Raw genomic sequence first — 24,757 nt, 5'->3', positions numbered from 1 at the left:
ACCGAGACATGTCCTTCCTGCAGCGGCTGACCACTGGCTTCTCCGCCAGCAAGATCGGCACCGACCGCTTCGGCAACAGCTATTACGAGAGCCGCAAGAGCTGGCTCGGCTATGGCCGCAAGCGCCGCTTCGTCCTGTACAAGGGCGAGGCCGACCCGACCACCGTGCCGCCCGAATGGCATTGCTGGCTGCACCATGTGACCGAGGCGCCGCTCTCCGAGACCAAGCGCCATGCCTGGCAGCAGGAGCACCAGCCGAACCGCACCGGCACGGCGCTGGCCTATCGCCCGGCCGCCCCGGCGGCCACCGGCGGCCCCCGCCCGGCCACCGCCGGCGACTACGAAGCCTGGACCCCGGGCAGCTGATCACGTGTCAGGACGCATGATGACGCAGGGCCGCAACCTGGCGGAGGTGCTGACCGGCGCCGTGGTGCTGGCCGTCGCCGCCTTCTTCCTGGTCTTCGCCGTCGGCCAGTCGGGGCGCAGCTTCGGCACCGGCGGCGGCGGCATCACCCTGACCGCCAAGTTCGACCGCATCGACGGGCTGAGCGCCGGCGCCGATGTGCGCATCGGCGGCGTCAAGGTGGGCAGCGTCGTCGACCAGCGCATCGACCCCAAGACCTACCTCGCCGTGCTGCGCCTGCGCGTCGACAGCGGCATCGGGGTGCCGAGCGACAGCTCGGCCGAGATCACCTCGGAAAGCCTGCTGGGCGGCAAGTATGTCGCGCTGGTGCCGGGCGGCGCCGATTCGATGCTGCGCGACGGCGCCGAGATCGGCATCACCCAGTCGGCGGTCAGCCTCGAGTCGCTGCTCGGCCGCTTCATCTTCTCGGTGACCGAGCTGACCTCGGCCAATGCCCGCAACGAGGGCAACGGCACCACGGGCCAGGGCGGCGCGCAGCAGCCGGCCCAGACCCCGGCGCCGGCCCCGGCGCGGCCATGAGCTTCGCCCCGCCGGCCGCCTGGCCCGGGGCGGACGGCCAGCCGCTCTCCTGCCGCGAAAAGCTGAAGGTGCTGGCCGAGAACCACCGCGAGGCCGCCACCCTGCTGCAGGACCTGCTGGAGGACGCCGTGCTGATGGGCGTGGACGAGGCCGCGATGCGCCGCATCCTGGCGCAGATGGTCGCCGAGATCCCGGCGCCCCGGCTGGCCAGGAAGGGCGCTCCCGCATGAAGGCCCTTCGCAGGAAGGCCGGACTCGCCATGCCCGCTCTGCTGGCGGCCCTGGCCGTGGTGGCGCCGGCCGCCGCCCAGCAGGAGCCCGGCTGGGTGCAGAAGCGCACCGCCCAGCTGCAGGCGCTGGACAAGGTCACCGCCCGCATCACCATCGTCGACGCCCCGGTGAACCAGCCGGTCCGCTTCGGCACCCTCTCGGTCACCGTGCGCGCCTGCAATGCCCGCCCGCCGGAGGAGGTGCCCGACGCCGCCGCCTGGCTCGAGGTGCTGGACACCCGCAACGACCCGAACGGCGCCGCCGTCTTCCGGGGCTGGATGTTCGCCAATGCCCCCGGCGTCTCGATGCTGGAGCACCCGGTCTACGACCTGCGCGTGCTCGAATGTAAGTAGCGCCGCCGCCGGGCCAGCCCGGCGGTGACCCGCTACACGCGCCTCTGACCCGGTCCGGGGGTGGAAACGGAGGCCAGGCTGCCTATCCTGAAAGGATGCAGCTTCCGCCCCCGCCCAACAGCCCGCCCCTCAGCCCGCCCCTGCCCACCGCCCGGGCCGCCCTTTTCCTCGACCTGGACGGCACCCTGATCGAGATCGCGCCGCGCCCCGACGCCGTGGTGGTGCCGCCGCATCTCCCCGATCTGCTGGCGCGCCTGTCCGACCGGCTGGGCGGGGCCGTCGCCATCGTCACCGGCCGTGGCCTGGACGTCGCCCGCGCGCTGACCCGCGAGCCGCCGGTCGCCTTTGCCGCCGAGCATGGCATGCTGATCGACGCCTCGCTGCTGCCGGGTGTCGAGATCCCGCCGATGCCGGCGCCGCCCAGCCCTTCCGACTCCTGGCGCAACGCCGCCCAGGCCTATGCCGAGGCCGAAGGGCTGCTCTACGAGCCGAAGCAGCATGGCTTCGTCCTGCATTTCCGCAGCCAGCCGCAGAAGGGCGCTGCCGCCGCCGCCTTCCTGCAGGCGATGGCCAAGGACAGCCCGTTCCAGGTGATGCCGGCGCATGCCGCGGCCGAGCTGCGGCCGAAAGGGCTCGACAAGGGCTCGGCGGTGCGCTGGCTGATGCGCCACGCCCCCTTCGCCGGCCGCCAGCCGATCTTCATCGGCGACGACGTGACCGACCGCTTCGGCATCCAGGCCTGCGAGGAGCTCGGCGGCACCGGCTACCTGATCCCCGACGCCTTCCCCGGTCCGGCCGCCGTGCATGGCTGGCTCGAAGGGATCGTCGGGCGGCTGGCGGCATGAGCGGCCCGTCCCACGGGACTTTCCCCGGCGCCCTGCCCCGCCTGCCCGCCCCGCCGCCGCAGCCGCTCGACCTCGCCCCGGTCGGCAACGGCATCATCGCCGGCCTGTTCGACCGGCGCGGCCGCTGCACCTGGCTGTGCTGGCCGCGCTTCGACGGCGACCCGGTGTTCAGCGCGCTGCTCGGCGGCGAGGAGCCGCAGGACGGCTTCATGGAATGCGAGATGATCGGCCTGAAGGAGTCGCGCCAGGCCTATCGCCGCAACACCGCCATCCTGGAGACCGAGCTGGAGGACGAGAAGGGCGCGCGGCTGCGCATCACCGACGCCGCCCCGCGCTTCCGCCGCTTCGGCCGCGCCTTCCGCCCGCCGATGCTGGTCCGCCGCATCGAGCCGCTCTCCGGCCAGCCGCTGATCCGGCTGCGCATCCGGCCCCGGGCGCATTGGGGGGCGGACAAGCCGGTGCGCCGCTCCGGCTCCAACCACCTGCGCTATTTCTCCGAGGATGCGGCGCTGCGCGTCACCACCGACGCGCCGCTGGCCTGCCTCGGCGAGGAAGCGCCCTTCCTGCTCGACCAGCCGATCACCCTGATCCTGGGGCCGGACGAGACCGTGCCGGAGGGGGCCGAGAATATCGGCCAGGAATTCATCCGCGAGACCGAGGCCTACTGGCTGGACTGGACCCGCGGCCTGCATCTGCCCTTCGAATGGCAGGAGGCGGTGATCCGCGCCGCCATCACCCTGAAGCTCTGCACCTTCGAGGAGACCGGCGCGGTGGTGGCCGCCCTGACCACCTCGATCCCGGAGGCCGCCAACACCGAGCGCAACTGGGACTACCGCTACTGCTGGCTGCGCGACGCGCTGTTCACCGTGCAGGCACTGAACCGGCTGGGCGCCACCCGGACGATGGAAGAATACATCCGCTACGTGACCAATGTGGTGGCGATCTCGCCAGGCGGCGAGCTCCGGCCCTGCTACCCGCTGGTCCCCTCCCTGCCGATGGAGGAGCGGATCGAGACGGCGCTGCCCGGCTTCCTCGGCATGGGGCCGGTGCGCGTCGGCAACCAGGCGGCCGAGCAGGTGCAGAACGACGTCTATGGCTCGGTCATCATGGCCGCCGCCCAGATGTTCTTCGACCAGCGCCTGCCGCGCCCCGCCGGCGAGCCGCTGTTCCGCCTGCTGGAGACGCTGGGCGAGCAGGCCGAGGCCCGCGCCCTGACCCCCGATGCCGGCATCTGGGAATATCGCGGCCGCGAGCGCATCCACACCTTCTCCGCTGCCATGTGCTGGGCTGGCATGGCGCGCCTCGCCGGCATCGCCCGGCATCTGGGCCTCGCCGACCGGGCGGAACGCTGGGCGAAATCGGCGCGCGAGCTGCATGCGGTGATCTGCGAGAAGGCCTATCGCCCGGCGCTCAACTCCTTCGTCGAGAGCTTCGAGAGCGACGGCATGGATGCGGCCCTGCTGCTGCTGCCGGAGATCGGCTTCCTGCCGGCCTCCGATCCGCGCTTCCTCGGCACGCTCGACCGGGTCGGGCAACGCCTGGTGCATGACGGTTTCCTCTACCGTTACGACATGGCGGATGATTTCGGGAAACCTGAAACCGCCTTCCTCGTTTGCTCGTTCTGGTACGTGGATGCGCTCGCCGCCGCCGGCCGGACCGAGGAGGCGCGTGCCATGTTCGGGAGGATCCTGTCATGCCGGAATCACCTGGGATTGCTGGCGGAAGACCTGGACCCGACGCGGAATCAGCTCTGGGGGAACTTTCCTCAGACCTATTCCCACGTTGGTCTGATTCTCTCGGCGATGCGTTTGAGCCGTTCGTGGGAGCACGGTCTGTGGGGCGGGTAGTCATTGTCTCCAACCGCGTGGCGGTGCCGCGGCGCGGCGAGGCCGCCGCCGGCGGCCTGGCGGTGGCCCTGAAGGACGTGCTGAAGGCCAGCGGCGGGCTGTGGTTCGGCTGGAGCGGCGAATGCCGCAAGAACCCGGACAAGGCGCCGAAGCAGGTCCGCTCGGCCGGCATCGACTATGCCACCATCGATCTCGACCCGGAGGACCAGAAGGGCTTCTACGCGGGCTATTCCAACAACACGCTCTGGCCGCTGTTCCACTTCCGCCTGGGCCTGATGGAATACGACCGCAAGGAGGCGGACTCCTACCGCAAGGTCAACCGCGACTTCGCCGAGGCGCTGCTGCCGCTGCTCGGCCCGGACGACGTGGTCTGGATCCACGACTACCAGATGATCCCGATGGCGACCGAGCTGCGCGCCCTCGGCGCGAAGCAGCGCATCGGCTTCTTCCTGCATATTCCCTTCCCGCCCTGGGCCGTGCTCTCCGCCCTGCCCGATGCCGAGCGGCTGCTGCGCGACCTCCTCGCCTATGACCTGGTCGGCGTGCAGACCAAGCGCGACCTCGGCGGGCTGATCAACTGCTTCCAGGATGCGCTGGGCCTCGCCCCCGATGAGGACGGCGGCGTGCGCGGAGAGGTGGCCGGCGTGCAGCGCCGCACCCAGCTCTCCGCCCACGCCATCGGCATCGACACCCGCGGCTTCGCCACCCTGGCCCGCAAGGCCGCCTTCGGCCCCGAGACCCAGCGCCTGGCCGCCAGCATGGGCGACCGCTCGCTGATCGTTGGCGCCGAGCGGCTGGACTATACCAAGGGCCTGCCGCACCGGATGCGCGGCTTCGCGGCGCTGCTGAAGGACTTCCCCGAGCACCTGAACCGCGTCACCTACCTGCAGGTCGCCGCGCGCAGCCGCAACGAGGTCGCCAGCTACCGCAACCTGCGCCGCGAGCTGGACCAGCTGGCCGGGCGGATCAATGGCGACTATGCCGAGTTCGACTGGACGCCGGTGCGCTACGTGGCGCGTGCGCTCGCCCGCGACACGCTGGCCGGCTTCTACCGGGCGGGGCGCGTCGGCCTGGTCACGCCGCTGCGCGACGGCATGAACCTGGTGGCCAAGGAATACGTGGCGGCCCAGGATCCGGAGGATCCCGGCGTGCTGGTGCTGTCCTCCTTCGCCGGCGCGGCGGAGAGCATGGACGGCGCCCTGCTGGTCAACCCGCTCGACGCCGAGGCCATGGGCGAGGCGCTGCACCGGGCGCTGACCATGCCGCTGGAAGAGCGCCGCGACCGCTGGGAAAGCATGATGCGCGGGCTGGAAGAGCAGACCGCCACCCGCTGGGCGGAAAGCTTCCTGGCCGAGCTGGAGGAGCTCAAGCTGCCGCAGCAGGAGCTGCTCTGGGCGGCGCCGACCCGGAATTGAGAGAGTAAGCAAGCGCCGGGGGAACTGAGTTCCCCCGGACCCCCACCTTCATTCGCGCAGGTGGTGGATGGCCTCGTCCAGGCCGGGCGGGTCGAGCGGGAACACGGCCTCGGCGTCCATCGCCACCAGCAGCAGCTTCTTGTAGGCGTCGCGCGGAATCTCGATCGCGCCGAACTGCGACAGATGGCTGGTGATGAACTGCGTGTCCAACAGGGAGAAGCCGCCCAGCTTCAGGCGGGCGACCAGGTGCACCAGCGCCACCTTGGAGGCGTCGCGGGCCCGGCTGAACATGCTTTCGCCGAAGAAGGCGCCGCCCAGCGACACGCCATAGAGGCCGCCGACCAGCTCGCCATCCAGCCAGGTCTCCACCGAATGGCCATGCCCCATCCGGTGCAGCGTGGTGAACAGCGCCTCGATCTCCGGGTTGATCCAGCTGTCCTCGCGCCCCGGCGCCGGCGCGGCGCAGGCGGCGATGACGCCGGCGAAATCACGGTCGGCCGTCACCGTATAGGGGCCCGACATCACCGTCCGCCGCAGCCGCCGCGACAGGTGGAAGCCCTCCAGGGGCAGGATGCCGCGCTGCTCCGGGTCCAGCCAGAACAGCCGGTCGGCATCGCGCGACTCCGCCATCGGGAAGAGGCCGGCGCGATAGGCGCGCAGCAGCAGCTGGGGCGTGATCTCCAGCGGTCGGCGCGACATGCCGGGCACCATCAGCGCATGCCTCAGGGTTGCTGCCGCGGCAGCCGCGCCAGGATCCGCTGGGCCAGGGCCGTGTAGTTCTCGTCGAAATGGTGGCCGCCGCTGGTCCGCACGATCTGCGCGGGCGTGCCCTCGAAGACCTTGCAGGCGGTCTCCGCCTCCTCGTCCGAGCCATAGGTGCACTGGATCAGCTCGGCCGGCAGGCCGGGCACCTCGGGCGCCGTTGGCAGCGCGCTGGGCCGCGAGAAGCCGATGAAGTCGCCGACCTTGATCTCGAAGGCGGCCTCCTTGGCGAAGGCCAGCAGGCTGATCAGCACGACCCGCTCCTTGCTCCCGGCCTGCATGCGGTTCCAGGCGAAGGGCAGCACGTCGGCGCCGAAGGAATAGCCGACCAGGGCGACCTTCGGCGTCTGCCACTTCTCGGCATAGAGGGCGATGACGCGGTCCAGCTCGGTCGCCACCTCCTGCGGCGAGCGGCGCTTCCAGAACCAGTTCAGGCAGTCGAAGCCCAGCACCGGCACGCCGCGGTCGCGCATGATGCGGCCGATGCTGCGGTCCAGGTCGCGCCAGCCGCCATCGCCTGACAGCACGATGACGAAGGTGTCGCTGCGCTTCTGCCGCGGCGCCATCTCGACCAGCCAGCTCGAGGTGTCGCGCTGCGCCAGGGCCGGCCTGGCCAGCGCGGGTGCCATCGCCAGGCCCAGCCCGGCGCCGAGAAGAGATCGGCGATTCATGCCCATGCCTCGAAGAAGGGAAAGCCACGCGGGAAAAACAAGGCGCGGGCGGCGCCTTTCGCCATCACTTGCCGATCACGCCGCGCAAGCCCCCCGACTGCAGCGCCGCGACATCGGCCAGCACCACCCAGGGGTCCAGCCCGCCCGGGGTGCAGAGGTAGCGCGGCTCCCAGACCGGCTCGAACTTCTCCTTGAAGGCGCGCAGGCCGCGGAAGTTGTAGAAGCGCTCGCCGCGGCGGAAGACCAGCCCGCCCAGGCGGTACCAGACCGGCGCCAGCCGGTGCGCTGCCAGCCCGGAAAGCGGCGCCATGCCCAGGTCGAAGAAGCCGTAGCCCTGCTCCTTGGCCAGCAGGATCAGCTTCAGGAACAGGAAGTCCATGGTGCCCGGCGGCATGGCGGGGCGGTGCCGCATCAGGTCGATCGACATCTCCGCCTTGACCTCGGGCGTCTCCATCAGCGTGGCGAAGGCGATGATCGCCCCGTCGGGGCCCCGCACCACGCCCACCGGGCCGGCGGCGACATAGGCCGGATCGAAGGCGCCCAGGGAGAAGGCCTTCTCGCGCGCCTTGTGCTGGTCGAGCCACTGGCGCGAGACCTCGGCCAGCTCCGGCATCAGCGGCGGCACCTCGGCAGCCGGGACCAGGGCGAAGGTCAGGCCCTCGCGCTCGGCGCGGTTCAGCGCGCTGCGCAGCGGCTGGCGCGACTTGCCGGTCAGGCTGAAGCTGTCCAGCGGCACCCGCGCCGCCTCGCCCAGCTTCAGCGGCTGCAGCCCGGCATCGATGTAGAGCGGCAGGTTCTCCGGCCGCACCTGGTAGAAGGCGGCGCGCCCGCCCTGCGCATCGGCCATCTCGACGAAGCGCCAGACCATGTCGACGCGCTGCGCCTTCGGCCCGACCGGCCCGCCCAGCGCCACCCAGGAGCGGCCGCGCCGGCCATACATGATGAAGCTGTCGCCATCCTCGGAGAACAGCAGCGGCTTGTCGCCCATGTGCACCAGATGCGCCATGGCGCGCTCCTGGGTGCGCGCAATGGCGCCGGCGCGCGCCAGTTCCTCGGGCGTCGGCGGGTGCACCCGCGGCCGCGCAGGGCGCAGCAGCGTCCACAGCCCGGCGGCGAAGAGCAGCAGCACCGCGCCCAGCGTGGCGCGCATGCCGCGCGGCGCCGAGGCGTCGAACTCGAACTGCCACCAGAGCTGGCGCGAATACTCGACGTCGCGATGCGCGAAGAACAGCAGCCAGCAGGCCGCCGCCACCACGCCGATCACGGCGGCCCACCAGCCGGGGGTGAAGCTCGGCGTCAGCATCCGCGCCCGGCGGTCGAAGCGGTCGTGCGAGGTGATCAGCGCCACCGCCAGCAGCGCCAGCAGGCCGAGCTCCAGCTCGCCGCCGCCGCGCGCCAGCGACAGGCAGAAGCTGCCGACCGCCAGCACCAGCGCCAGCCACCAGGCGCCGTCCAGCCGGTGCACCAGCCCATGCGCCACGACGATCAGCGCCAGGCCGCCGACGCTGGCCAGCAGGTGGCTGGCCTCGAACAGCGGCAGCGGCAGGGCGGGCGCCAGCAGGCCGGGCGCCTCGCCCAGCGGCGGGGTGACGCCGCCGAACAGCAGCGCGGCGCCGGCGGCAAAGGCGGTGGCGCCCAGGAAGCGCGGCATCAGCCGGGTCGCCGCCCGCACCGCGCGGGTGCCGCCCTCCAGCAGATGCGCGCGGCGGCTGGCCTCGAAGCCGGCCAGCAGCAGCAGCGCCAGGCCGAGCGGCAGGGCGAAATAGATGAAGCGGTAGAGCACCAGGGCGGTGGCCACCTGGTCCAGCGGCACGCCGGTGTCGCGGAAGGCCATCAGCACCACGGCCTCGAAGACGCCGATGCCGCCCGGCAGGTGGCTGGCCGCGCCGATGGCGATGGCCACCGAATACAGCGCCATGAAGAAGGGCAGGTCGACCGCGCCCTCCGGCAGCAGCAGCCAGAGCACCGTGGCGGCGGCGCCGATATCGACCAGCGAGACCAGGCCCTGGAACAGGATCAGCCGCGCCGGCGGCACCCGCAGCGCGTGCCGGCCGAGGCGCAGGCCGCCCGGCTTCAGCCGGCCGATGACGGCGACCAGCGCCAGCCCGCCCAGCACCGCCAGGGCGATGCCGCGCAGCAAGGCGGGCGGCAGGCCGGACCAGTCATCGACCGATTCGGCCGTGGCCAGCAGCCCCAGCGCGCCGACCGCGAAGAGGCCGAGCACGAAGCTCGCGGTGACGAAGACCAGCAGCCGGGTGATGCGCTCCGGCTTCACCCCGGCGGCGGCATAGATGCGCCAGCGCACCGCGGCGCCGGTGAAGGCGCCGACGCCCACCGTGTTGCTCAGCGCGAAGCCGCAGAAGGCGGCCAGCATGGCGATCCGCTTCGGCACCGCCCCCGGCGCCACGTAGCGCGCCGCCGAAAGGTCGTAGCCGGTCATCGCCAGGAAGCTGAGCGCCGTGGCGCCGACCGCGGCGGCCAGGGTCCAGGGGCTTTCCTCGGTCACGCCGGCCATGACCGTCGCATAGTCCAGCTCGTGCGACAGGCCATGCAGCGCGAAGAGCGCCAGCGCCGCCATCAGCACGCCGCCGCCCAGCAGCAGCCAGGGCTTCAGGATCGCCCAGCGCCGCGCCCGCCGGGCATCCGCCGGCGGGGGCGCCTCGCTCTGCCGCGTGCTGACCTCGGGGGGCGGGGGCGCGGAAGACAGGCCGTTCATCAAGCATTCCCAGAAGGCAGGAGGCCGGCAAAGAAGTGGGCAGGCGGGCCAGGGGTGAAAAGCCGCCACACGGCAAACGTCAGGCTGGCCCCCAGGCTGCGGCCAGGGGATAGCGAAATGATGAAGAGATAGTGGCCCCCCGGCCACGATGCGTTCCGGAAAGGTGCCGCCCGGCAGGCGCCTCGCCGGGCCGCAGGGCCACCGGCCCGGGGCGGCGGTCGCCCCGGCGCCAGGCCGGGGCGGTGCAGGGCTGCTTCAGCGGCGAGGGATCCCGCCGCCACCCGGTTCAGTGCTGCTGACCGACGAAGCGTTCCAGCCAGTGGATGGTGTAGTCGCCCGACTGGAACTGGGCGTCGTCCATGATGCGCTGGTGCAGCGGCAGGGTGGTGCGGATGCCGTCCACCACCATCTCGCCCAGCGCCCGGCGCATGCGGCTGATCGCCTCGGCCCGGGTCTTGCCGTGCACCACCAGCTTGGCCACCAGGCTGTCGTAATGCGGCGGCACGGCATAGCCCGAGTAGAGCGCGCTATCGACCCGCACGCCGAGCCCGCCCGGCGCGTGGTAGGTGTTCACCCGCCCCGGCGAGGGCGCGAAGGTCTCCGGGTCCTCGGCGGTGATCCGGCATTCGATGGCATGGCCATTGAAGGAAATATCGTCCTGGGTGTAGCCGAGCGGCTCGCCGGCGGCGACGCGCAGCTGCTCCTTCACCAAGTCGATGCCGCAGACCATCTCGGTCACCGGATGCTCGACCTGCAGGCGGGTGTTCATCTCGATGAAGCTGAACTGGCCGTCCTGCCAGAGGAATTCCAGCGTGCCGGCATTGCGGTAGCCGAGCTTGGACAGGCCGGAGGTCACCTGGGCGCCGATCGCCGCGCGCTCGGCGGGCGTCAGCGCGGGGGAGCCCGCCTCCTCGACCAGCTTCTGGTGGCGGCGCTGCAGCGAGCAGTCGCGCTCGCCGAAATGCACCACATTGCCGTGCATGTCGGCCATCACCTGCAGCTCGATATGCCGCGGCCGGTCCAGGTACTTCTCCATGTAGACGGCGTCGTTACCGAAGGCGGCCTTGGCCTCGGTGCGGGCGACGCGCCAGGCCTCCTCCAGCTCGTCGGCCGAGTGCGCGACCTTCATGCCGCGCCCGCCACCGCCGGCGGCGGCCTTGATCAGCACCGGGTACTTGATGGTCTCGGCGACGGCGCGGGCTTCCTCCAGGCTGGCGAGCTCGCCATCCGAGCCGGGCACCAGCGGCACGCCGAGCGACATCATCGCCTGCTTGGCGGCGATCTTGTCGCCCATCATGCGGATATGCTCGGCGGTCGGGCCGATGAAGGTGAAGCCATGCGCCTCGACCATCTCGGCGAAGCTGGCATTCTCCGACAGGAAGCCATAGCCGGGATGGATCGCCTCGGCCCCGGTGATGGCCGCCGCCGAGAGGATGGCGGCGACGTTCAGGTAGCTGTCGCGCGCCGCCGGCGGGCCGATGCAGACGCTCTCATCGGCCAGGCGGACATGCATGGCGGTGGCGTCGGCCGTGGAATGCACGGCCACCGTCTTGATGCCCATCTCCTGGCAGGCGCGGTGGACGCGCAGCGCGATCTCGCCGCGGTTGGCGATCAGTACCTTCTTGAACATGCGGGGGGCCTTACTCGACCACCAGCAGGGGCTCGCCATATTCGACCGGCGAGCCGCTCTCGACCAGGATCCGGGTCACGGTGCCGGCCTTCGGCGCCTTGATCTGGTTGAAGGTCTTCATCGCCTCGATCAGCAGCAGCGTCTGCCCGGCGGCGACCTTGGCGCCCAGCGTGATGAAGGGCGCGGCGCCCGGCTCGGGGGCCAGGTAGGCGACGCCGACCATCGGCGAGGTGACGGCGCCCGGCGTGCTGGCCGAGACCTCGGCAACCGGCGCGGCAGCCGCCGCCGGGGCCGCGGCGGCCGCGACCGGCGCCGCGGCCACGGGAGCGGCCGCGGCGACCACGGTCGGCGCCACGGTGACCGTGCGGGTGACGCGCAGCCGCGCCTCGCCGTCGGCCAGCTCGATCTCGGTCAGGTCCGTCTCGCGCAGGATCTGCGCCAGGGCCCGGACCGCGTCCGGGGTGAAGGAAATGCCGCTCATGGAACCTCTCTGATACCCCTGCCCGCCGTCAGTCCTGGTCCGCCTGGGCCAGGATGCCGGCGATGCCGCGCAACGCCAGGGCGTAGCCATGCGGCCCCAGGCCGCAGATCACGCCCTGCGCCGCGCGCGACACATAGGACAGGTGCCGGAAGGATTCCCGGCGGTGGATGTTGCTGAGATGCACCTCGACCACCGGCAGGTCGGACGCCAGCAAGGCATCCATCAGCGCGATCGAGGTATGGCTGTAGCCAGCCGGATTGATGATGATCCCCGCCGCCATGTTGCGCGCCTCCTGCACCCAGGAGATCAGCTCGCCCTCGACATTGGTCTGGCGGAAGTCGATCGCCAGGTCGAGGGCGTCGGCGGTCTCGGCGCAGAGCGCCTCGATATCGTCCAGCGTCTCGGAGCCATAGATCTCCGGCTGGCGGGTGCCGAGCAGGTTCAGATTGGGACCGTTCAGGACGAAGATCAGCGGCGGGTTCACGTGTGATTCCCGGAAGGGGGGAGCGGAGGCGTTCGGCCTGGCGCGACGCGCCGGGTCCCGAGCGGTCCGGTGGGCGGCGCCTAGCACGGGGCGTTTCCGCCCCGCAAGCATTCGCCTTTGGGCCGCTTCGGCCGCGCTGGCAAGGGCACCGCCCTCGCCACCCCCTGAAATCCGCGGCAGCCGCTGGATTTCCCAGCCAGCGGCGGGCCGCGCCGTCGCCGATGGCCTCAGCCGGCCGCCATGGCGGCGCAGCTCTCGGCACAGCGGCGGCAGGCGGCGACGCAATCCTCCATGCCGCCCAACGCCTCGCATTCGGCGGCGCATTCGCGGCAGATCTCGGCGCATTCGGCGCAGGTGTGCCGGTGGTGCGGGGTGCCCAGCAGCATGAAATGCGCCGAGGTGCGGCAGATCTCGGCGCAGGCCAGCATCAGCCGGACATGGTCGGGGGCGGTGTGGCGGCCGCCCGCCTCCAGGCAATGGCCGGACAGGCTGCCGAGGCAGGTGGCGTAGCAGGCCAGGCAGTTGTCGATGCAGGCGCGCATGGCGGCGGAAAGCGGAGACATGGCGGATTTCCTGTGATGCCTGTCTCCAGAACCGGGGCCGGCGGGGGCGGTTGCACCGGCCCCCGCCCCCGAGATTCCTCCCCGCTGCCCCTGGCCGGCCTCCGCCTGGCGGCGGCGGCCGCTACAGGGCGCGGCTGGCGTGCAGGAACTGGAAGTGCCGCTCGTATTGCGAGAGCACGTCCTGGATCAGCTCCTCCCGCGTCAGGTCCATCACGTCGTAATCCTGGCTGCCATCCTCCAGGAACACCTCGGCGCGCCAGTAGTGCTCGCGCTGCTCCTGCTCGGGCCGGCTCTCGAAATAGGCGAAGCTCGGCATGGCGTAGCGGCGCAGGCGGATGCCGTAGCGGAACTCCTCCGGCGCACCGGGCATGGTGATCAGGCGCAGCCGGTCCTCGCGCGACTCCACCTCGGCCGCCAGGCCACGGCCGCGCAGCTCGGCCGCCACCGCCTCCAGCGCCGGGGCGGCGGTGCTGGCGACGAAGCCGAGCCCGGCCTGACGGGTCGGATGCGCCAGGATGCCCTGCAGCTGGCGCTGCCAGGAGCGGCCCTGGCGCGGCGGCAGGTTCTGCGCCAGCGCGTCCTGGCGCAGCCCCTCCCGCTGCAGGGCGCGCCACAGCCCATAGGCCATCAGCAGCATGACCACGGCAAACGGCAGGGCGCTGGCGATGGCCGCCGTCTGCAGCGCCTTCAGCCCCTCGCCCGAGGCCAGCAGGGCGGCGGCGATCAGGCCGGAGGCGACCGCCCAGAAGACGCGCTGCCACAGCGGCACCACGTCGCGCCCGCCGGCGGTGATGGTGCTGACCACCAGCGCCGCGCTGTCGGCCGAGGTGATGAAGAAGGTGACGATCAACAGCATCGCCAGCCAGGAGGAGATGCCGGCCAGCGGGAACTGCTCGAGGAAGGCGAACAGCGCCAGGGTGACATCGCCCTGCACCGCCTGCGACACCGCCGTGGTGGTGCCCGACAGGTGCAGCCAGAGGGCGCTGTCGCCGAACACCGTCATCCAGGCGAAGGTGAAGCCGGCCGGCACCAGCAGCACGCCCAGGATGAACTCCCGGATGGTCCGCCCGCGCGAGATGCGGGCGATGAACATGCCGACGAAGGGCGACCAGGCGATCCACCAGCCCCAGTAGAACAGCGTCCAGTCGGCCAGCCAGTCCTTCGGGTCATAGGCGTACATGTTGAAGGTGCGCAGCGCGAACTGGTCGATATAGCCGCCCAGGTTCTGCACGAAGCTGCGCAGCAGGAAGGTGGTGGGGCCGACCGCGAAGACGAACAGCATCAGGGCGGTGGCCATCAGCAGGTTGGCGTTGCTGAGCAGCTTGATGCCCTTGTCGAGGCCGGAGGCGACCGAGAGCGTGGCCAGCGCGGTGATGCCGCCGATCAGCGCCAGCTGCACCCCGAAGCTGACCGGCACGCCCAGCACATGCGACAGCCCGGCATTGACCTGCAGCGCGCCAAGGCCGAGCGAGGTGGCGACGCCGAACATGGTGCCGATCACCGCGAAAACGTCGACCGCATCGCCGATCGGCCCGCGGATGCGGTCGCCGATCAGCGGGTAGAGGGCGGAGCGGACGGTCAGCGGCAGGCCGTGGCGGAAGCTGAAATAGGCCAGGCTGAGGCCGACCACCGCATAGATCGCCCAGGCATGCAGGCCCCAGTGGAAATAGCTCAGCCGCAGCGCATTGCGGGCGGCGGCGATGCTGGCCGGGTCGCCCTCGGGCGGGCTGAGGAAATGCGTCACCGGCTCGGCCACGCCGAAGAACACCAGGCCGATGCCCATGCCGGCGCTGAACAGCATGGCGAACCAGGCAGTATAGCTGAATTCCGGCTCGGAATGGTTGGGGCCGAGGCGGATGCGGCCGCTGCCGCCGAGGGCCAGCAGCGCGATGAAGACGACGAAGCAGGCCACCGCCAGCAGGTAGAACCAGCCGAGCTCCGCGGTGATCCAGCCCTGCACCGCGCCGAAGGCGCGGGCGGCGGCGTCCGGCGCCAGCACGCCGAAGGCGACGAAGGCCAGGATCAGCAGGGCGGAGGCGCCGAAGACGGTGCGGTTGATCGGGGAGGCCGCCTCCGGCGGCGGGGCGATGGAGGGTGGCGCGGCGGGGGGTGGCGCGGCGGGGGCGTCGGACATGGCGGCGCTTCCTGGATTGTGGGGCCGAAGCCGGACGAAGGGTGCGGGACACGGGCGGCAAAAGGGAATGCCGGCCGCGACCCGCCGTTCAGCCGGGCGGAGGCACGGCCCGGCGAGCTTGCAACGCCGCCCGGCCGGAAAGGTTGAGCTCGTGCTGCCACATGGTGCCGGGCCGGATCACAAGGGCTTTGGCAGGCGCCGGTGCGGCGCCGCTTCATGGGTGCCCCGCCACACCGCGGGATGACAGGCGGCGGCCGGCTTCCTAGGTTGCGCCGCAGCGTGTTGCAGGAGTTCCTCACCCATGCCGTGTCTCGCCTCCCGTCCTGGGCCAGCGCCTCGCTCGTCTCGCCGGCCCGGGCCGGTGCTGCTGGCGCTGGCCGGCCTGGCCCTGCTGGCCGCCTGCAGCCCGAGCTATTCCCCCGACACCTATGCCAGCCGCGCCGTGCAGCAGGCCAACAAGGTCGAGGCCGGGGTGGTGGTCGGGCGGCGCGCGGTGATGATCTCGGCCGATGGCTCGACCGGCGCGGCGGCGGGCGCCGCGGCGGGCGGCGTAGCCGGGACCCGGGTGGGCGGCGGCGACATCACCTCGGCCTTCGCCGGCATCGGCGGCGGGCTGATCGGCGGGCTGCTCGGCGCCGCCTCCGAGAAGGGGGTGGGGCAGACCGACGGCTATGAATACGTCGTGCGCAAGCCGAATGGCGAGATGATCTCGGTCACCCAGCGCGACGAGACGCCGCTGGCGATCGGCCAGAAGGTGCTGGTGATCGCCGGCGCCCAGGCGCGCATCGTGCCCGACTACACCGTGCCGAACGAGAACCCGCCCGGCCCGGTGCCCCCCCTGGTGCCGGGGCCGACGCCGGGTTCCGCGCCGGTCGTGCCGCAGGAAGGCGGCCCGGCCGCGGCGCCCACCGGCGGCACCGCGCCGCTGCCGGCGGCGCCCACGCAGGAGTCGCTGCCGCCGCCCGCCGGCGGCGAGGCGCCCTCCGCCAGCCCGGCGCCGGCGGCCACGCCTTCCACCGGGCCGTCGCCGGCGCTGCCGAACTGGCCGGGCCTGCAGCGCGCCATCTGAGGCGCCGACCCAAGCGTGGGGCGCGGCGGTGATCTGCCGGCGCCCCCCTTCCCCCCGGGCGCGGCCCGCGCCACATTCCGCCGCATGGCGGAGAGCATCGACATCACCATCAACGGGGAAGCCCGTTCCATTCGTCAGCCGGCGACGGTCGCCGACCTGCTGGCGGTGCTGAGCCTCGACATCCGCAAGGTGGCGGTCGAGCGCAACCTGGAGATCGTGCCGCGCTCCGCCTATGCCGCGACCGCGCTGGCGGCGGGCGACACGCTCGAGATCGTACACTTCATCGGTGGGGGCTGATCCCATGGACGGCATGCAGAACCAGGGCGGCACGACCCCGGACGAGGATTCCTGGGAGGTCGCGGGGCAGCGCTTCCGCTCCCGGCTGATCGTCGGCACCGGCCGCTACAAGTCGCTGGAGGAGACCGGCGAGGCGATCGCCGCCAGCGGCGCCGAGATCGTCACCGTCGCCGTCCGCCGGGTCAACCTGTCGGATCCTGGCGCGCCGATGCTGCAGGACTTCGTCGACCCGAAGACCTACACCTACCTGCCCAACACCGCCGGCTGCCACACCGCGCAGGACGCGGTGCGCACGCTGCGCCTGGCGCGCGAGGCCGGCGGCTGGAACCTGGTGAAGCTCGAGGTGCTGGGCCCGCCGCCCTTCCTCTACCCGGACATGCCGGCGACCTTCGAGGCGGCGGAGGCCCTGATCAAGGACGGCTTCCAGGTGATGGTCTATTGCGCCGACGACCCGCTGGCCGCCAAGCGGCTGGAGGAGATGGGCTGCGTCGCCGTCATGCCGCTGGGCGCGCCGATCGGCTCCGGCCTCGGCCTGACCAATCCCTTCATGCTGCGCTCGATCATCCAGAACGCCAAGGTGCCGGTGCTGGTCGATGCCGGCATCGGCACCGCCAGCGAGGCGGCGCAGGCGATGGAGCTGGGCTGCGACGCGGTGCTGCTGAACTCGGCGATCGCCCATGCCAAGGCGCCGGTGCGCATGGCGCGCGCCATGAAGGCGGCGGTCGAGGCCGGGCGGCATGCCTACCTCGCCGGGCGGATGCCGCGGAACTATTCGGCGGATGCGTCCAGCCCGATGTCCGGCCTGATCAAGTGAGGGCCCTCCTGCTGGCGGGCCTCTGCCTGGTGGCGGCCGCCGGTGGCGCCGCCGCCCAGGGCGGCCCGCCGCAGCCCGGGCAGGAGACGCTGTTCCGCGAGATCGACCGGCCGCTGCAGGCGCTGCTGGACGAGGGCTGGCAGATCTCCGGCATGGCCGGAAATCTGGGCGGCATCGGCTATGTGCTGCACAAGGATGGCAAGTGGGTCACCTGCCAGGTGATCAGCCGGCGCGAGGACACCCGCAGCCGCTGCATGATGATGAACTGAGCTTTTTGGTGCCCTCAAGCGCCGGGCGCGCGCTCCGCGCGCTTGGCTTCGCGGCATAGGCCGCGGGCGCCCTTCGGCGCCTCGGCCGGCGACGCCGGCCGCAGGTCCCGCCCCTTCCCCCTGGTCGCCCTTAATGCGCGTCCCCGCCGCCCCCAGCCCTCGCCTTCTTCAGCAGCGGCACCAGCAGCAGCGAGGCCAGGAAGCAGCCGGCCATGACCAGCAGCGTGTCGTTATAGGCCAGCACCAGCGCCTGCTGCACCACCAGGTTCTTCATCCGCGCCAGCGCCGCGATGTCGGAAGCATCGCCGAGGCGCCCCTCCATGGCCGCGCTCAGCGTGTCCTGGTAGCGGGCGACGGCCGGGCGCGCCCAGTTCAGCGCCTCGGCCAGGTGCAGCCGGTGCAGGTAGGAGCGGTCGGTCACCAGGGTGTTGATGATCGCCAGCCCGACCGCGCCGCCCAGGTTGCGCATCAGGTTGTAGAGGCCCGACGCCCCCTTCAGCTGCGCCGGCGGGATGGTGCCCAGCGCCATGGCGTTGATCGGCGCCATGCACATCATCATGGCGACGCCGCGCAGCCCGAGCGGGAAGGCCATCTCGGCGAAGGCATGCTGGCTGGTCAGGCCGGCGGTCAGGTAGAGCGCCAGGAAGAACAGGGTCAGGCCGAGGGCCAGGAGCCAGCGCGGATCGACCCGCTGCAGCAGCCGGCCGACAAAGGGGGCGGCGGCGAACATGCAGAGGCCGGTGATGAACATCACCTCGCCGATCTGCATCGAGTTGTAGCCGCGCACCCGCCCGAGGAAGAGCGGGATCAGGTAGACCGAGCCATAGAGCCCGATCCCCATGGTGAAGCTGAGCACGCAGCCGAGCGAAAAATTCCGGTTGGCGAAGGCGCGCAGGTCGACGATCGGCTCGTCGCGGGACAGCGCCCGCCAGAAGAACAGGGCGCCGGCGATGCTGCCGATGGCGGCGAAGCTGGCGACGGTCTCGTCCTGCAGCCAGTCCCAGCGCGGGCCTTCCTCCATGACGTATTCCAGGCTGCCCAGGAACAGCGCCATGAACAGCAGCCCCCACCAGTCGAAGCGGGCCAGCAGCTTCGGGTCGGCCTGGTCGATGTCGACGGTGTTCCAGACGACCAGGGCGATCAGCGCGCCGATCGGCACGTTGATCAGGAACAGCCAGTGCCAGGAGAAGGACTGCGTCAGCCAGCCGCCCAGCGTCGGGCCGATGGTCGGCGCCAGCGTCGCGGTGAGGCCGATCAGCACCATCGCATTGGCCCGCCTGGCGCCCGGAAAGAGCAGAAAACTGGCGGCGAAGACGGTGGGGATCATGGCGCCGCCGATGAAGCCCTGGGCGGCGCGGAACACCACCATCAGACCCAGGCTGCTGGCCATGGCGCAGGCCAGCGAGAAGACGGTGAAGCCCAGCGCCGAGACGGTGAACAGCACCCGCGTCGACAGCAGCCGCGACAGGAAACCCGAGAGCGGGATCATGACGATCTCGGCGATCAGGTAGCTGGTCTGCACCCAGCTGGCCTCGTCCGGGCTGGCGGCGAGGCCGGCCTGGATCTCGGAGATCGAGGCCGAGACGATCTGGATGTCCAGGATCGCCATGAACATGCCGAAGACCATGGCCATGAAGCCGACCATTGCCCGCGGCGACATTTTTCCCACCGGCGCCGCGGGGGCGCCGGGACGGGCCGTGGTGGCGCTCATGACACCCTGGCCTCTCAGCGCAGGCCGAGCGTCGCGGCGGCGGCGGCGAAGACCCCGCGCGGGGCAGCGGGATCGGCGCGGGTGTCGATCTCGGCCACCACCGAGAGGCCGGGGCGCAGCCGCGCGATGGCCTCGGCGTTCTGGCCCGGCTCGAGCACCAGCTTCACCGGCACGCGCTGGACGATCTTGGTGAAGTTGCCGGTGGCGTTCTCCGGCGGCAGCAGGCTGAACTGGCTGCCGGTCGCGGGCGCGAAGCTGTCGACCCGGGCATGCAGGGCATGGCCGGGGATGGCATCGACCTTGATCTCGGCCGGCTGGCCCGGGCGCATGCCGGCCAGCTGGGTCTCCTTGAAATTGGCCGTGACATAGAGCGCGGCCGGCGGCGGCGAGACGGCGATCAGCTGCTGGCCGGGCCGCACATGCTGGCCGAGCTGCGCCGCGCGGTTGCCGACGATGCCGTCGAAGGGGGCGCGGATCTCGGTATAGGACAGGGTGTTGCCGGCCAGCGCCAGGGCGGCGGCGGCCTGGTCGCGGCGGGCGGTCGCCTGGGCCAGCTGGGCGCGCTGCACCGGCAGCGCCTGGCGGCGCACGGCCAGCTCGGCCTCGGCGGCCTGGCGCGCGGCATCGGCCTTGCGCTGCGCGGCGATCGCCTGGTCGGCCGACTGGCGGGAGGACCAGCCGCCGCCCACCAGCGCCTCGGTGCGGCGGGCATCGGCGCCGGCGCGGACCTGCTCGGCACGCGCCGTCTCGATCTGCGCCTCGGCGGCGGCGATCTGCGACTCCATCTGGGCGAGCGTCTCGCGGGCGGTGACGATGGCGGCCTCGGCCTCGGCCAGGCTGGCCTCGGCCTGGCGCTGCTGCAGCCGGGCATCGCGGTCGTCGAGGCGCAGCAGCACCTCGCCCGCCGTCACCCTCTGGTTGTCGCCCACCAGGATGGCGGCGACATTCGCCTCGATGCGTGGGCTGAGCACGGCGATGTCACCCTGGACATAGGCGTCGTCGGTCTCGGCCAGGAAGCGGCCGGTCTGCCAGTACCAGTTGCCGCCCACCGCCAGCCCGGCCAGCACCAGCACCGGCAGGACGCGCAGCAGCAGCCGGCGGCGCAGCCCGCCGCGGCGGGGCGGCGTCGGCGGCGTAGCCTTGGCGGCCCGGGCCGCCTCAGCGGCGGCGGAAGGGGAGACGGGAGCGTTCATGACAGGACATCCACAAACTGAACGGTTCAGTTCAGTGCGGGATGCAGATGCGCCCTGACCTCCGCGGCGTCAAGAGTGAACTGAACCGTTCAGTTTACCCTTGAAGCCGGAGGTGCTTCGCCCCTACTCCAGCGCATCATGTCCCTCAGCCTCGCCACCGCCGAGATCTCGCCCAAGCGCCGCGCCATCCTGGATGCCGCCGCCCAGCTGTTCATGCAGGAGGGCTTCGGCCCGGTGTCGATGGATGCGGTGGCGCGGGCGGCGCAGGTGTCGAAGGCGACGCTCTATGCGCATTTCTCCGGCAAGGACGCGCTGTTCCAGGAGATCGTCGAGGAGAATTGCCGGCAGATGCAGGCGCTGGTGCCGCAGGCGCTGTCCGACCATGCGCAGCCGCTGGAGGCGGCGCTGGCCGAGCTGGGGACGCATTGGCTGCGCTTCCTGCTGCGGCCGCGGGTGCGGGCGCTGCACCGGGTGGTGGTCTCCGAGGGCGCCCGGGTGCCGGAGCTGGCCCAGGCCTTCTACGCCGCCGGGCCGGTGACGCTGCGCGGCTGGCTGCTGGACTGGCTGGCGGGCGAGGCGGCGCGCGGCCGGCTGCAGCCCGATGCCCCCCTGCCCCTGGTGGCCGAGCAGTTCTTCGCCCTGTTGCGCGGCGATTTGTTCCTGCGCGCCACGCTCGGGCTGAGCGGGCCGGTGACCGATGACGACATCCGCCCCCTGGCCGCAGCCGCGGCGCGGGCCATCGCGCGGCTCTACGGGGCGGCGCCGGCCGAGGCTGGAGATGACCACCCGGATGTGACGGCCGGGATGTAACGAAGCTCGGCGAGTCGCGGCCGGAGGGATTCGCCCCGGCGACCATTCCGGCCGGAAAGCCCCCCTGCCGCCCCGCCCTGGCTCGGGGGAAGTTTCCGGCGCCGCAGGGGAGGCATGCGGAAAAAAACCGGGTCGCATCCCAGAAAACTCTTTGCGTCGGCGGCGTGCATCTCTATATGCCGCCGCAGACGCAGTACGCACGTGCCTCTGGCCCCAGGCCGACCCTTGTCGGCCAAAGGTTTACGCAACGACGTCAAGCGTTCTGGCAACCCCGGCGAAAGGCGCAAGCCCGACTGCCGGCCTCTCTTGGTCGCTGGTTCGTTCGACCGTTTCGTCAACTTGGGGCCGCGCCTCGCTCATCGAGGCCGGTCCTCCGCATTACGGATGGAGGGTGTGCGATGACCTCGAAGGTCTCCCGCTTCCTGCGCGACGTCGCCCCGGCGACCCCGTGCCTCGTCGTCGACGTCGACCGCGTCGCCGAGAATTACGGCCGGCTGAAGGCCGCGATGCCGGCCGCCCGCATCTATTATGCGGTGAAGGCCAATCCGGCGGCGCCGATCCTCGGCCGCCTGGTCGACCTGCAGTCCAGCTTCGACGCCGCCTCGCTCGAGGAGGTGCAGATGTGCCTGGACGCCGGCGCGGCGCCCGAGGCGATCTCCTTCGGCAACACGGTGAAGAAGGAGAGCGCCATCCAGGCCGCCTTCGCCGCCGGCGTGCGCATGTTCGCCTTCGACTCCGAGGGCGAGCTGCGGAAGCTGGCGCGCTCGGCCCCGGGCGCCAAGGTCTATTGCCGCATCCTGGTCGGCAATGTCGGCGCCGAGTGGCCGCTGTCGAAGAAGTTCGGCTGCGAGGCGGAGATGGCCAAGGAGCTGATGATCCAGGCGCGCGACCTGGGCCTCGACCCCTATGGCATCTCCTTCCATGTCGGCAGCCAGCAGACCCGCACCGATGCCTACCAGGCGGCGATCGCCCGCGTGGCGATGGTGTTCAGCGACCTGAAGGACGCCGGCATCAACCTGCGCATGGCCAACCTGGGTGGCGGCTACCCGGTGCGCTACCGCCAGGAAGTGCCCGAGATCAACGACTTCGGCGATGCCATCATGGGCGCCATGGTCGAGCATTTCGGCAATGCCCTGCCGGAGATCCTGATCGAGCCGGGCCGCTTCATGGTCGGCGATGCCGGCATCCTCTCCTCCGAGGTCGTGCTGGTCTCGCGCAAGGAGAAGGACGATCCGGTGCGCTGGGTCTATCTCGACATCGGCCGTTTCGGCGGCCTGGCCGAGACCGAGGGCGAGGCGATCAAGTATGCCTTCCGCACGCCGCATGATGGCGGCGCCGAGGGTCCGGTGACCATCGCCGGCCCCACCTGCGACAGCACCGACACGCTGTACGAGAAGTCGAACTACCGCCTGCCGCTGGCGCTCGACAGCGGCGACCGCGTGGAGCTGCTCTCCACCGGCGCCTATGTCACGACCTATGCCAGCCAGGGCTTCAACGGCTTCGCGCCGCTGAAGGAATACTACATCTGAGCCCAGCATCCTGGCCCAGCCTGGGGCTGAGCCACGGTGACCGGACGGCCGGAAGGGGCAACCCTTCCGGCCGTTTGTGTATTTTGCGTTTCACAAAGCCCGGGCGCCGGATAAACTCGCGTCATGGACGTGATCGACCGGAACATTCTCGTCGCCCTGCAGGATAACGGGGCGGCGGGGCTCGCCGAGCTGGCCAAGGTGGCGGGGCTCTCGGTCTCCGCCACCGCGGAACGGGTCAAGCGGCTGGAGGAGCGCGGCACGATCCGCGGCTGGCGCGCCGACCTGGACCCCGGCGCCATCGGCTGCCCCCTGCTGGCCTTCGTCTTTGTCTCGCTGCGGCCGGGGCCGGAGGAGAACGCCTTCCGCATCGCCATGCGCGCCGCCGAGCCGGTGCTGGAATGCCACCACGTCACCGGCGCCTGGACCTTCCTGCTGAAGATCCGCCTGCCCGACCTGGCGGCGCTGGAGCGCTTCGTGGCGGATGCGGTGCGCAGCCAGCCGGGCGTGGAGCGCACCGAGACCATCCTGGCGATCACCTCGGCCAAGGAAACGGCGATCCTGCCGGTGGCCGAAGCCACCGAAGAATAGGACAAGGCCAGGGGCGCCGCCCCTGGACCCCGCCGGGGTGGCACGGCCACCCCGGACCCCGCGATCAGTCAGCTGGCCGGCTCACACCACGTCGCGGATGAACAGGCTGCGCGGCCGGCGCACCTTCTTCATGCCGGCCAGCCAGTCCTTGTCGGCCTCGCGATAGCCCAGCGGCAAAATCACCACCGAGCGCAGGCCGCGCGCGCGCAGGCCCAGGATCTCGTCCAGCGCCGCCGGGTCGAAGCCCTCCATCGGGGTCGAGTCGACCTCCTCCTCGGCCGCCGCCGCCAGGGCGAAGCCCAGCGCGATATAGGCCTGCCGCGCCGCGTGCTCGAAATTCTCCTGCGGGTCGCGGCCGGGATAATTGGCCAGCAGGCGCTGGCGATAGTTCTCCAGCCCCTCGTTGAAGCCGCGCTCGGCGACGATCTGGTCGTAGACGGCGTTGATCCGCTCGGCCGTGTAATTGTCCCAGGCGGCGAAGACCAGCAGGTGCGAGCCTTCGGTCACCTGGCTCTGGTTCCAGGCGATGGGCTGGATCTTCTGGCGGATCTCGGGGTTGGTCACCACCAGCAGCTCGAAGGGCTGCAGCCCACTCGAGGTCGGCGCCAGGGCGATGGCCTGCAGGATCCGCTCCAGCTTCTCCGCCGGCACGGCCTTGGCCGGGTCCATCTTCTTGGTGGCGTAGCGCCAGGTGAGCTTGTCGAGCAGCATGGCTGCGTCATCCATCATGAGAATTACCGCTCAACCGCTTGAACGGATCGGTCCCAAGATTGGTGCGGTGCAGCATGCCCGCAAGGGGCAGCGTCAGCCTGGCGGCGGGGCGGGCGCGGGAACCGGCGCCGGTGCCGGTGCCGGTGCCGCGTCGCGCGGCCATTCCAGGCAGGCGCGGATCAGCGGCGCGCAGAGCGCGTCCGGCGCGGCCGGCAGGTTCTTGTCGCCGCTGAAGCCGACCCGCGTCACCCGCGCGTCGATCAGCTCGAAGGTGGCGCGGCAATAGCCGGCGGCGCCGGTCAGGTTCAGCGCACCCACCACCGGCAGGTTCAGGTTCAGCCCGCTGCCGGAGCCGCCGCCCAGCTCATAGGTCATCATCTCCCGCACCGTGTCGATCCGCTCCCGCTTGCCGGGGAAGCCGGCGCAGAGGAACAGATCGGCACGGCTCAGCCCCACCAGGCTGCTGCGCGCCTGCTGCACCCGTTCGGAATCCTCCATGGCACAGCCCGCCAGGGCGAGGAGGGAGAGGGCGCGGAGAGTGGGGAAACGGCGCATGCGCCTCCTTTCGGTGCCTGAACGCGAAAAGCCGGGGGAGTTCCCTCCCCCGGCTCTTCGTCCCGGTCAATGCAACAGCCCTGGAGCGTTGCGCGCCCC

26 protein-coding genes are annotated in these 24,757 nt (G+C 71.5%); 14 read left to right on the top strand and 12 right to left on the bottom strand.

What is annotated here, in order from left to right; genetic code table 11:
• Positions 1–8 precede the first annotated feature (8 nt).
• The 7 genes from WFI16_RS00310 (at position 9) to WFI16_RS00280 (ending at position 5,671) form a co-directional block, all read left to right on the top strand.
• Positions 9–365, top strand: a complete 357-nt coding sequence (locus WFI16_RS00310) for an NADH-ubiquinone oxidoreductase subunit NDUFA12 family protein (protein ID WP_419895795.1) — start codon at positions 9–11, stop codon at positions 363–365.
• A gap of 19 nt (positions 366–384) precedes the next feature.
• A complete protein-coding gene (gene mlaD, locus WFI16_RS00305) occupies positions 385–942 on the top strand; it encodes an outer membrane lipid asymmetry maintenance protein MlaD (protein ID WP_419895794.1) in 558 nt (185 codons plus the stop codon).
• Complete coding sequence (locus WFI16_RS00300) at positions 939–1,172, top strand: hypothetical protein (RefSeq protein WP_419895793.1); 234 nt, start codon at positions 939–941, stop codon at positions 1,170–1,172. Before mlaD ends, WFI16_RS00300 begins: the two co-directional genes overlap by 4 nt.
• Before the next feature lie 29 nt (positions 1,173–1,201).
• Positions 1,202–1,564, top strand: coding sequence for a DUF2155 domain-containing protein (locus WFI16_RS00295; RefSeq protein WP_419895792.1), 363 nt, complete (start codon positions 1,202–1,204; stop codon positions 1,562–1,564).
• A 95-nt stretch (positions 1,565–1,659) separates the two neighbouring features.
• Positions 1,660–2,409: a trehalose-phosphatase gene (gene otsB, locus WFI16_RS00290; protein ID WP_419895791.1), complete on the top strand. Its 750-nt coding sequence runs from the start codon at positions 1,660–1,662 to the stop codon at positions 2,407–2,409.
• Positions 2,406–4,256, top strand: a complete 1,851-nt coding sequence (locus WFI16_RS00285; RefSeq protein ID WP_419895790.1) for a glycoside hydrolase family 15 protein — start codon at positions 2,406–2,408, stop codon at positions 4,254–4,256. The genes otsB and WFI16_RS00285 overlap by 4 nt, the downstream gene beginning before the upstream one ends.
• Positions 4,244–5,671, top strand: coding sequence for an alpha,alpha-trehalose-phosphate synthase (UDP-forming) (locus WFI16_RS00280; RefSeq protein ID WP_419895789.1), 1,428 nt, complete (start codon positions 4,244–4,246; stop codon positions 5,669–5,671). Before WFI16_RS00285 ends, WFI16_RS00280 begins: the two co-directional genes overlap by 13 nt.
• 48 nt (positions 5,672–5,719) lie before the next feature.
• On the opposite strand, the gene aat is transcribed toward WFI16_RS00280, so the two are convergent.
• From aat to WFI16_RS00240, 8 genes are all read right to left on the bottom strand, one after another.
• Positions 5,720–6,370 (bottom strand): leucyl/phenylalanyl-tRNA--protein transferase, encoded by a 651-nt coding sequence (gene aat, locus WFI16_RS00275; RefSeq protein ID WP_419895788.1) that lies wholly within the window; start codon positions 6,368–6,370, stop codon positions 5,720–5,722.
• Positions 6,371–6,393: 23 nt separating this feature from the next.
• Positions 6,394–7,104, bottom strand: a complete 711-nt coding sequence (locus WFI16_RS00270) for an AcvB/VirJ family lysyl-phosphatidylglycerol hydrolase (RefSeq protein ID WP_419895787.1) — start codon at positions 7,102–7,104, stop codon at positions 6,394–6,396.
• 64 nt (positions 7,105–7,168) lie between these two features.
• Positions 7,169–9,820 carry a bifunctional lysylphosphatidylglycerol flippase/synthetase MprF gene (gene mprF / locus WFI16_RS00265; RefSeq protein WP_419895786.1) on the bottom strand — a complete coding sequence of 884 codons (2,652 nt, stop codon included), beginning with the start codon at positions 9,818–9,820 and terminating at the stop codon, positions 7,169–7,171.
• Positions 9,821–10,106: 286 nt separating this feature from the next.
• Positions 10,107–11,450 carry an acetyl-CoA carboxylase biotin carboxylase subunit gene (gene accC, locus WFI16_RS00260; protein ID WP_419895785.1) on the bottom strand — a complete coding sequence of 448 codons (1,344 nt, stop codon included), beginning with the start codon at positions 11,448–11,450 and terminating at the stop codon, positions 10,107–10,109.
• Between the two features lie 10 nt (positions 11,451–11,460).
• Complete coding sequence (gene accB, locus WFI16_RS00255) at positions 11,461–11,931, bottom strand: acetyl-CoA carboxylase biotin carboxyl carrier protein (protein ID WP_419895784.1); 471 nt, start codon at positions 11,929–11,931, stop codon at positions 11,461–11,463.
• Between the two features lie 28 nt (positions 11,932–11,959).
• Positions 11,960–12,415 carry a type II 3-dehydroquinate dehydratase gene (gene aroQ, locus WFI16_RS00250; protein ID WP_307139755.1) on the bottom strand — a complete coding sequence of 152 codons (456 nt, stop codon included), beginning with the start codon at positions 12,413–12,415 and terminating at the stop codon, positions 11,960–11,962.
• Positions 12,416–12,642: 227 nt separating this feature from the next.
• On the bottom strand, positions 12,643–12,978 hold the full coding sequence (locus WFI16_RS00245) for a four-helix bundle copper-binding protein (RefSeq protein ID WP_419895783.1): 336 nt from the start codon (positions 12,976–12,978) through the stop codon (positions 12,643–12,645).
• A gap of 121 nt (positions 12,979–13,099) precedes the next feature.
• Positions 13,100–15,112: a BCCT family transporter gene (locus tag WFI16_RS00240; protein ID WP_419895782.1), complete on the bottom strand. Its 2,013-nt coding sequence runs from the start codon at positions 15,110–15,112 to the stop codon at positions 13,100–13,102.
• 361 nt (positions 15,113–15,473) lie between these two features.
• Here WFI16_RS00240 and WFI16_RS00235 point away from each other — a divergent pair, with 361 nt between their 5' ends.
• From WFI16_RS00235 to WFI16_RS00220, 4 genes are all read left to right on the top strand, one after another.
• A complete protein-coding gene (locus tag WFI16_RS00235; RefSeq protein WP_419895781.1) occupies positions 15,474–16,181 on the top strand; it encodes a hypothetical protein in 708 nt (235 codons plus the stop codon).
• A gap of 84 nt (positions 16,182–16,265) precedes the next feature.
• Positions 16,266–16,478, top strand: coding sequence for a sulfur carrier protein ThiS (gene thiS / locus WFI16_RS00230; protein WP_419895780.1), 213 nt, complete (start codon positions 16,266–16,268; stop codon positions 16,476–16,478).
• A gap of 4 nt (positions 16,479–16,482) precedes the next feature.
• On the top strand, positions 16,483–17,292 hold the full coding sequence (locus tag WFI16_RS00225) for a thiazole synthase (RefSeq protein ID WP_419895779.1): 810 nt from the start codon (positions 16,483–16,485) through the stop codon (positions 17,290–17,292).
• Positions 17,289–17,561 carry a hypothetical protein gene (locus tag WFI16_RS00220; RefSeq protein WP_419895778.1) on the top strand — a complete coding sequence of 91 codons (273 nt, stop codon included), beginning with the start codon at positions 17,289–17,291 and terminating at the stop codon, positions 17,559–17,561. The genes WFI16_RS00225 and WFI16_RS00220 overlap by 4 nt, the downstream gene beginning before the upstream one ends.
• 130 nt (positions 17,562–17,691) lie before the next feature.
• Here the strand turns inward: WFI16_RS00220 and WFI16_RS00215 are convergent, their stop codons facing one another.
• Both WFI16_RS00215 and WFI16_RS00210 read right to left on the bottom strand, forming a co-directional pair.
• On the bottom strand, positions 17,692–19,272 hold the full coding sequence (locus tag WFI16_RS00215; RefSeq protein WP_419895777.1) for a DHA2 family efflux MFS transporter permease subunit: 1,581 nt from the start codon (positions 19,270–19,272) through the stop codon (positions 17,692–17,694).
• A 14-nt stretch (positions 19,273–19,286) separates the two neighbouring features.
• Positions 19,287–20,465 (bottom strand): HlyD family secretion protein, encoded by a 1,179-nt coding sequence (locus WFI16_RS00210; protein WP_419895776.1) that lies wholly within the window; start codon positions 20,463–20,465, stop codon positions 19,287–19,289.
• 138 nt (positions 20,466–20,603) lie between these two features.
• Between WFI16_RS00210 and WFI16_RS00205 the strand changes: the two genes are divergently transcribed.
• The 3 genes from WFI16_RS00205 to WFI16_RS00195 all read left to right on the top strand — a co-directional run bounded on the left by WFI16_RS00205 (position 20,604) and on the right by WFI16_RS00195 (position 23,392).
• Positions 20,604–21,275, top strand: coding sequence for a TetR/AcrR family transcriptional regulator (locus WFI16_RS00205; RefSeq protein WP_419895775.1), 672 nt, complete (start codon positions 20,604–20,606; stop codon positions 21,273–21,275).
• A 398-nt stretch (positions 21,276–21,673) separates the two neighbouring features.
• The gene (locus tag WFI16_RS00200; protein ID WP_419895774.1) at positions 21,674–22,804 is read left to right on the top strand and encodes a type III PLP-dependent enzyme; all 1,131 of its coding nucleotides are present in this window, start codon (positions 21,674–21,676) and stop codon (positions 22,802–22,804) included.
• Between the two features lie 123 nt (positions 22,805–22,927).
• Complete coding sequence (locus WFI16_RS00195; protein WP_419895773.1) at positions 22,928–23,392, top strand: Lrp/AsnC family transcriptional regulator; 465 nt, start codon at positions 22,928–22,930, stop codon at positions 23,390–23,392.
• 81 nt (positions 23,393–23,473) lie between these two features.
• Here the strand turns inward: WFI16_RS00195 and WFI16_RS00190 are convergent, their stop codons facing one another.
• Together WFI16_RS00190 and WFI16_RS00185 are read right to left on the bottom strand one after the other, a co-directional pair.
• Positions 23,474–24,121 carry an NAD(P)H-dependent oxidoreductase gene (locus WFI16_RS00190; protein ID WP_419895772.1) on the bottom strand — a complete coding sequence of 216 codons (648 nt, stop codon included), beginning with the start codon at positions 24,119–24,121 and terminating at the stop codon, positions 23,474–23,476.
• Between the two features lie 75 nt (positions 24,122–24,196).
• Entirely contained in the window at positions 24,197–24,658 is a 462-nt protein-coding gene (locus tag WFI16_RS00185; protein ID WP_419895771.1) for a hypothetical protein, read from the bottom strand.
• Between the last annotated feature and the right edge of the window lie 99 nt (positions 24,659–24,757).

Origin of the sequence: Roseomonas sp. USHLN139 (assembly GCF_037145735.1) — a bacterium.
In the GTDB taxonomy this organism is placed as follows: domain Bacteria; phylum Pseudomonadota; class Alphaproteobacteria; order Acetobacterales; family Acetobacteraceae; genus Pseudoroseomonas.
This window is presented reverse-complemented; position numbering and strand designations above follow the sequence as displayed.

Excerpts from the sequence above, each read along its gene's own strand:
- WFI16_RS00310 (WP_419895795.1), top strand. The coding sequence starts at position 9 with ATGTCCTTCCTGCAGCGGCTGACCACTGGCTTCTCCGCCAGCAAGATC.
- mlaD (WP_419895794.1), top strand. The coding sequence starts at position 385 with ATGACGCAGGGCCGCAACCTGGCGGAGGTGCTGACCGGCGCCGTGGTG.
- WFI16_RS00300 (WP_419895793.1), top strand. The coding sequence starts at position 939 with ATGAGCTTCGCCCCGCCGGCCGCCTGGCCCGGGGCGGACGGCCAGCCG.
- WFI16_RS00295 (WP_419895792.1), top strand. The coding sequence starts at position 1,202 with ATGCCCGCTCTGCTGGCGGCCCTGGCCGTGGTGGCGCCGGCCGCCGCC.
- otsB (WP_419895791.1), top strand. The coding sequence starts at position 1,660 with ATGCAGCTTCCGCCCCCGCCCAACAGCCCGCCCCTCAGCCCGCCCCTG.
- WFI16_RS00285 (WP_419895790.1), top strand. The coding sequence starts at position 2,406 with ATGAGCGGCCCGTCCCACGGGACTTTCCCCGGCGCCCTGCCCCGCCTG.
- aat (WP_419895788.1), bottom strand. The coding sequence starts at position 6,370 with ATGTCGCGCCGACCGCTGGAGATCACGCCCCAGCTGCTGCTGCGCGCC.
- WFI16_RS00270 (WP_419895787.1), bottom strand. The coding sequence starts at position 7,104 with ATGAATCGCCGATCTCTTCTCGGCGCCGGGCTGGGCCTGGCGATGGCA.
- mprF (WP_419895786.1), bottom strand. The coding sequence starts at position 9,820 with ATGAACGGCCTGTCTTCCGCGCCCCCGCCCCCCGAGGTCAGCACGCGG.
- accC (WP_419895785.1), bottom strand. The coding sequence starts at position 11,450 with ATGTTCAAGAAGGTACTGATCGCCAACCGCGGCGAGATCGCGCTGCGC.
- accB (WP_419895784.1), bottom strand. The coding sequence starts at position 11,931 with ATGAGCGGCATTTCCTTCACCCCGGACGCGGTCCGGGCCCTGGCGCAG.
- WFI16_RS00245 (WP_419895783.1), bottom strand. The coding sequence starts at position 12,978 with ATGTCTCCGCTTTCCGCCGCCATGCGCGCCTGCATCGACAACTGCCTG.
- WFI16_RS00240 (WP_419895782.1), bottom strand. The coding sequence starts at position 15,112 with ATGTCCGACGCCCCCGCCGCGCCACCCCCCGCCGCGCCACCCTCCATC.
- thiS (WP_419895780.1), top strand. The coding sequence starts at position 16,266 with ATGGCGGAGAGCATCGACATCACCATCAACGGGGAAGCCCGTTCCATT.
- WFI16_RS00225 (WP_419895779.1), top strand. The coding sequence starts at position 16,483 with ATGGACGGCATGCAGAACCAGGGCGGCACGACCCCGGACGAGGATTCC.
- WFI16_RS00215 (WP_419895777.1), bottom strand. The coding sequence starts at position 19,272 with ATGAGCGCCACCACGGCCCGTCCCGGCGCCCCCGCGGCGCCGGTGGGA.
- WFI16_RS00210 (WP_419895776.1), bottom strand. The coding sequence starts at position 20,465 with ATGAACGCTCCCGTCTCCCCTTCCGCCGCCGCTGAGGCGGCCCGGGCC.
- WFI16_RS00205 (WP_419895775.1), top strand. The coding sequence starts at position 20,604 with ATGTCCCTCAGCCTCGCCACCGCCGAGATCTCGCCCAAGCGCCGCGCC.
- WFI16_RS00200 (WP_419895774.1), top strand. The coding sequence starts at position 21,674 with ATGACCTCGAAGGTCTCCCGCTTCCTGCGCGACGTCGCCCCGGCGACC.
- WFI16_RS00195 (WP_419895773.1), top strand. The coding sequence starts at position 22,928 with ATGGACGTGATCGACCGGAACATTCTCGTCGCCCTGCAGGATAACGGG.
- WFI16_RS00190 (WP_419895772.1), bottom strand. The coding sequence starts at position 24,121 with ATGATGGATGACGCAGCCATGCTGCTCGACAAGCTCACCTGGCGCTAC.
- WFI16_RS00185 (WP_419895771.1), bottom strand. The coding sequence starts at position 24,658 with ATGCGCCGTTTCCCCACTCTCCGCGCCCTCTCCCTCCTCGCCCTGGCG.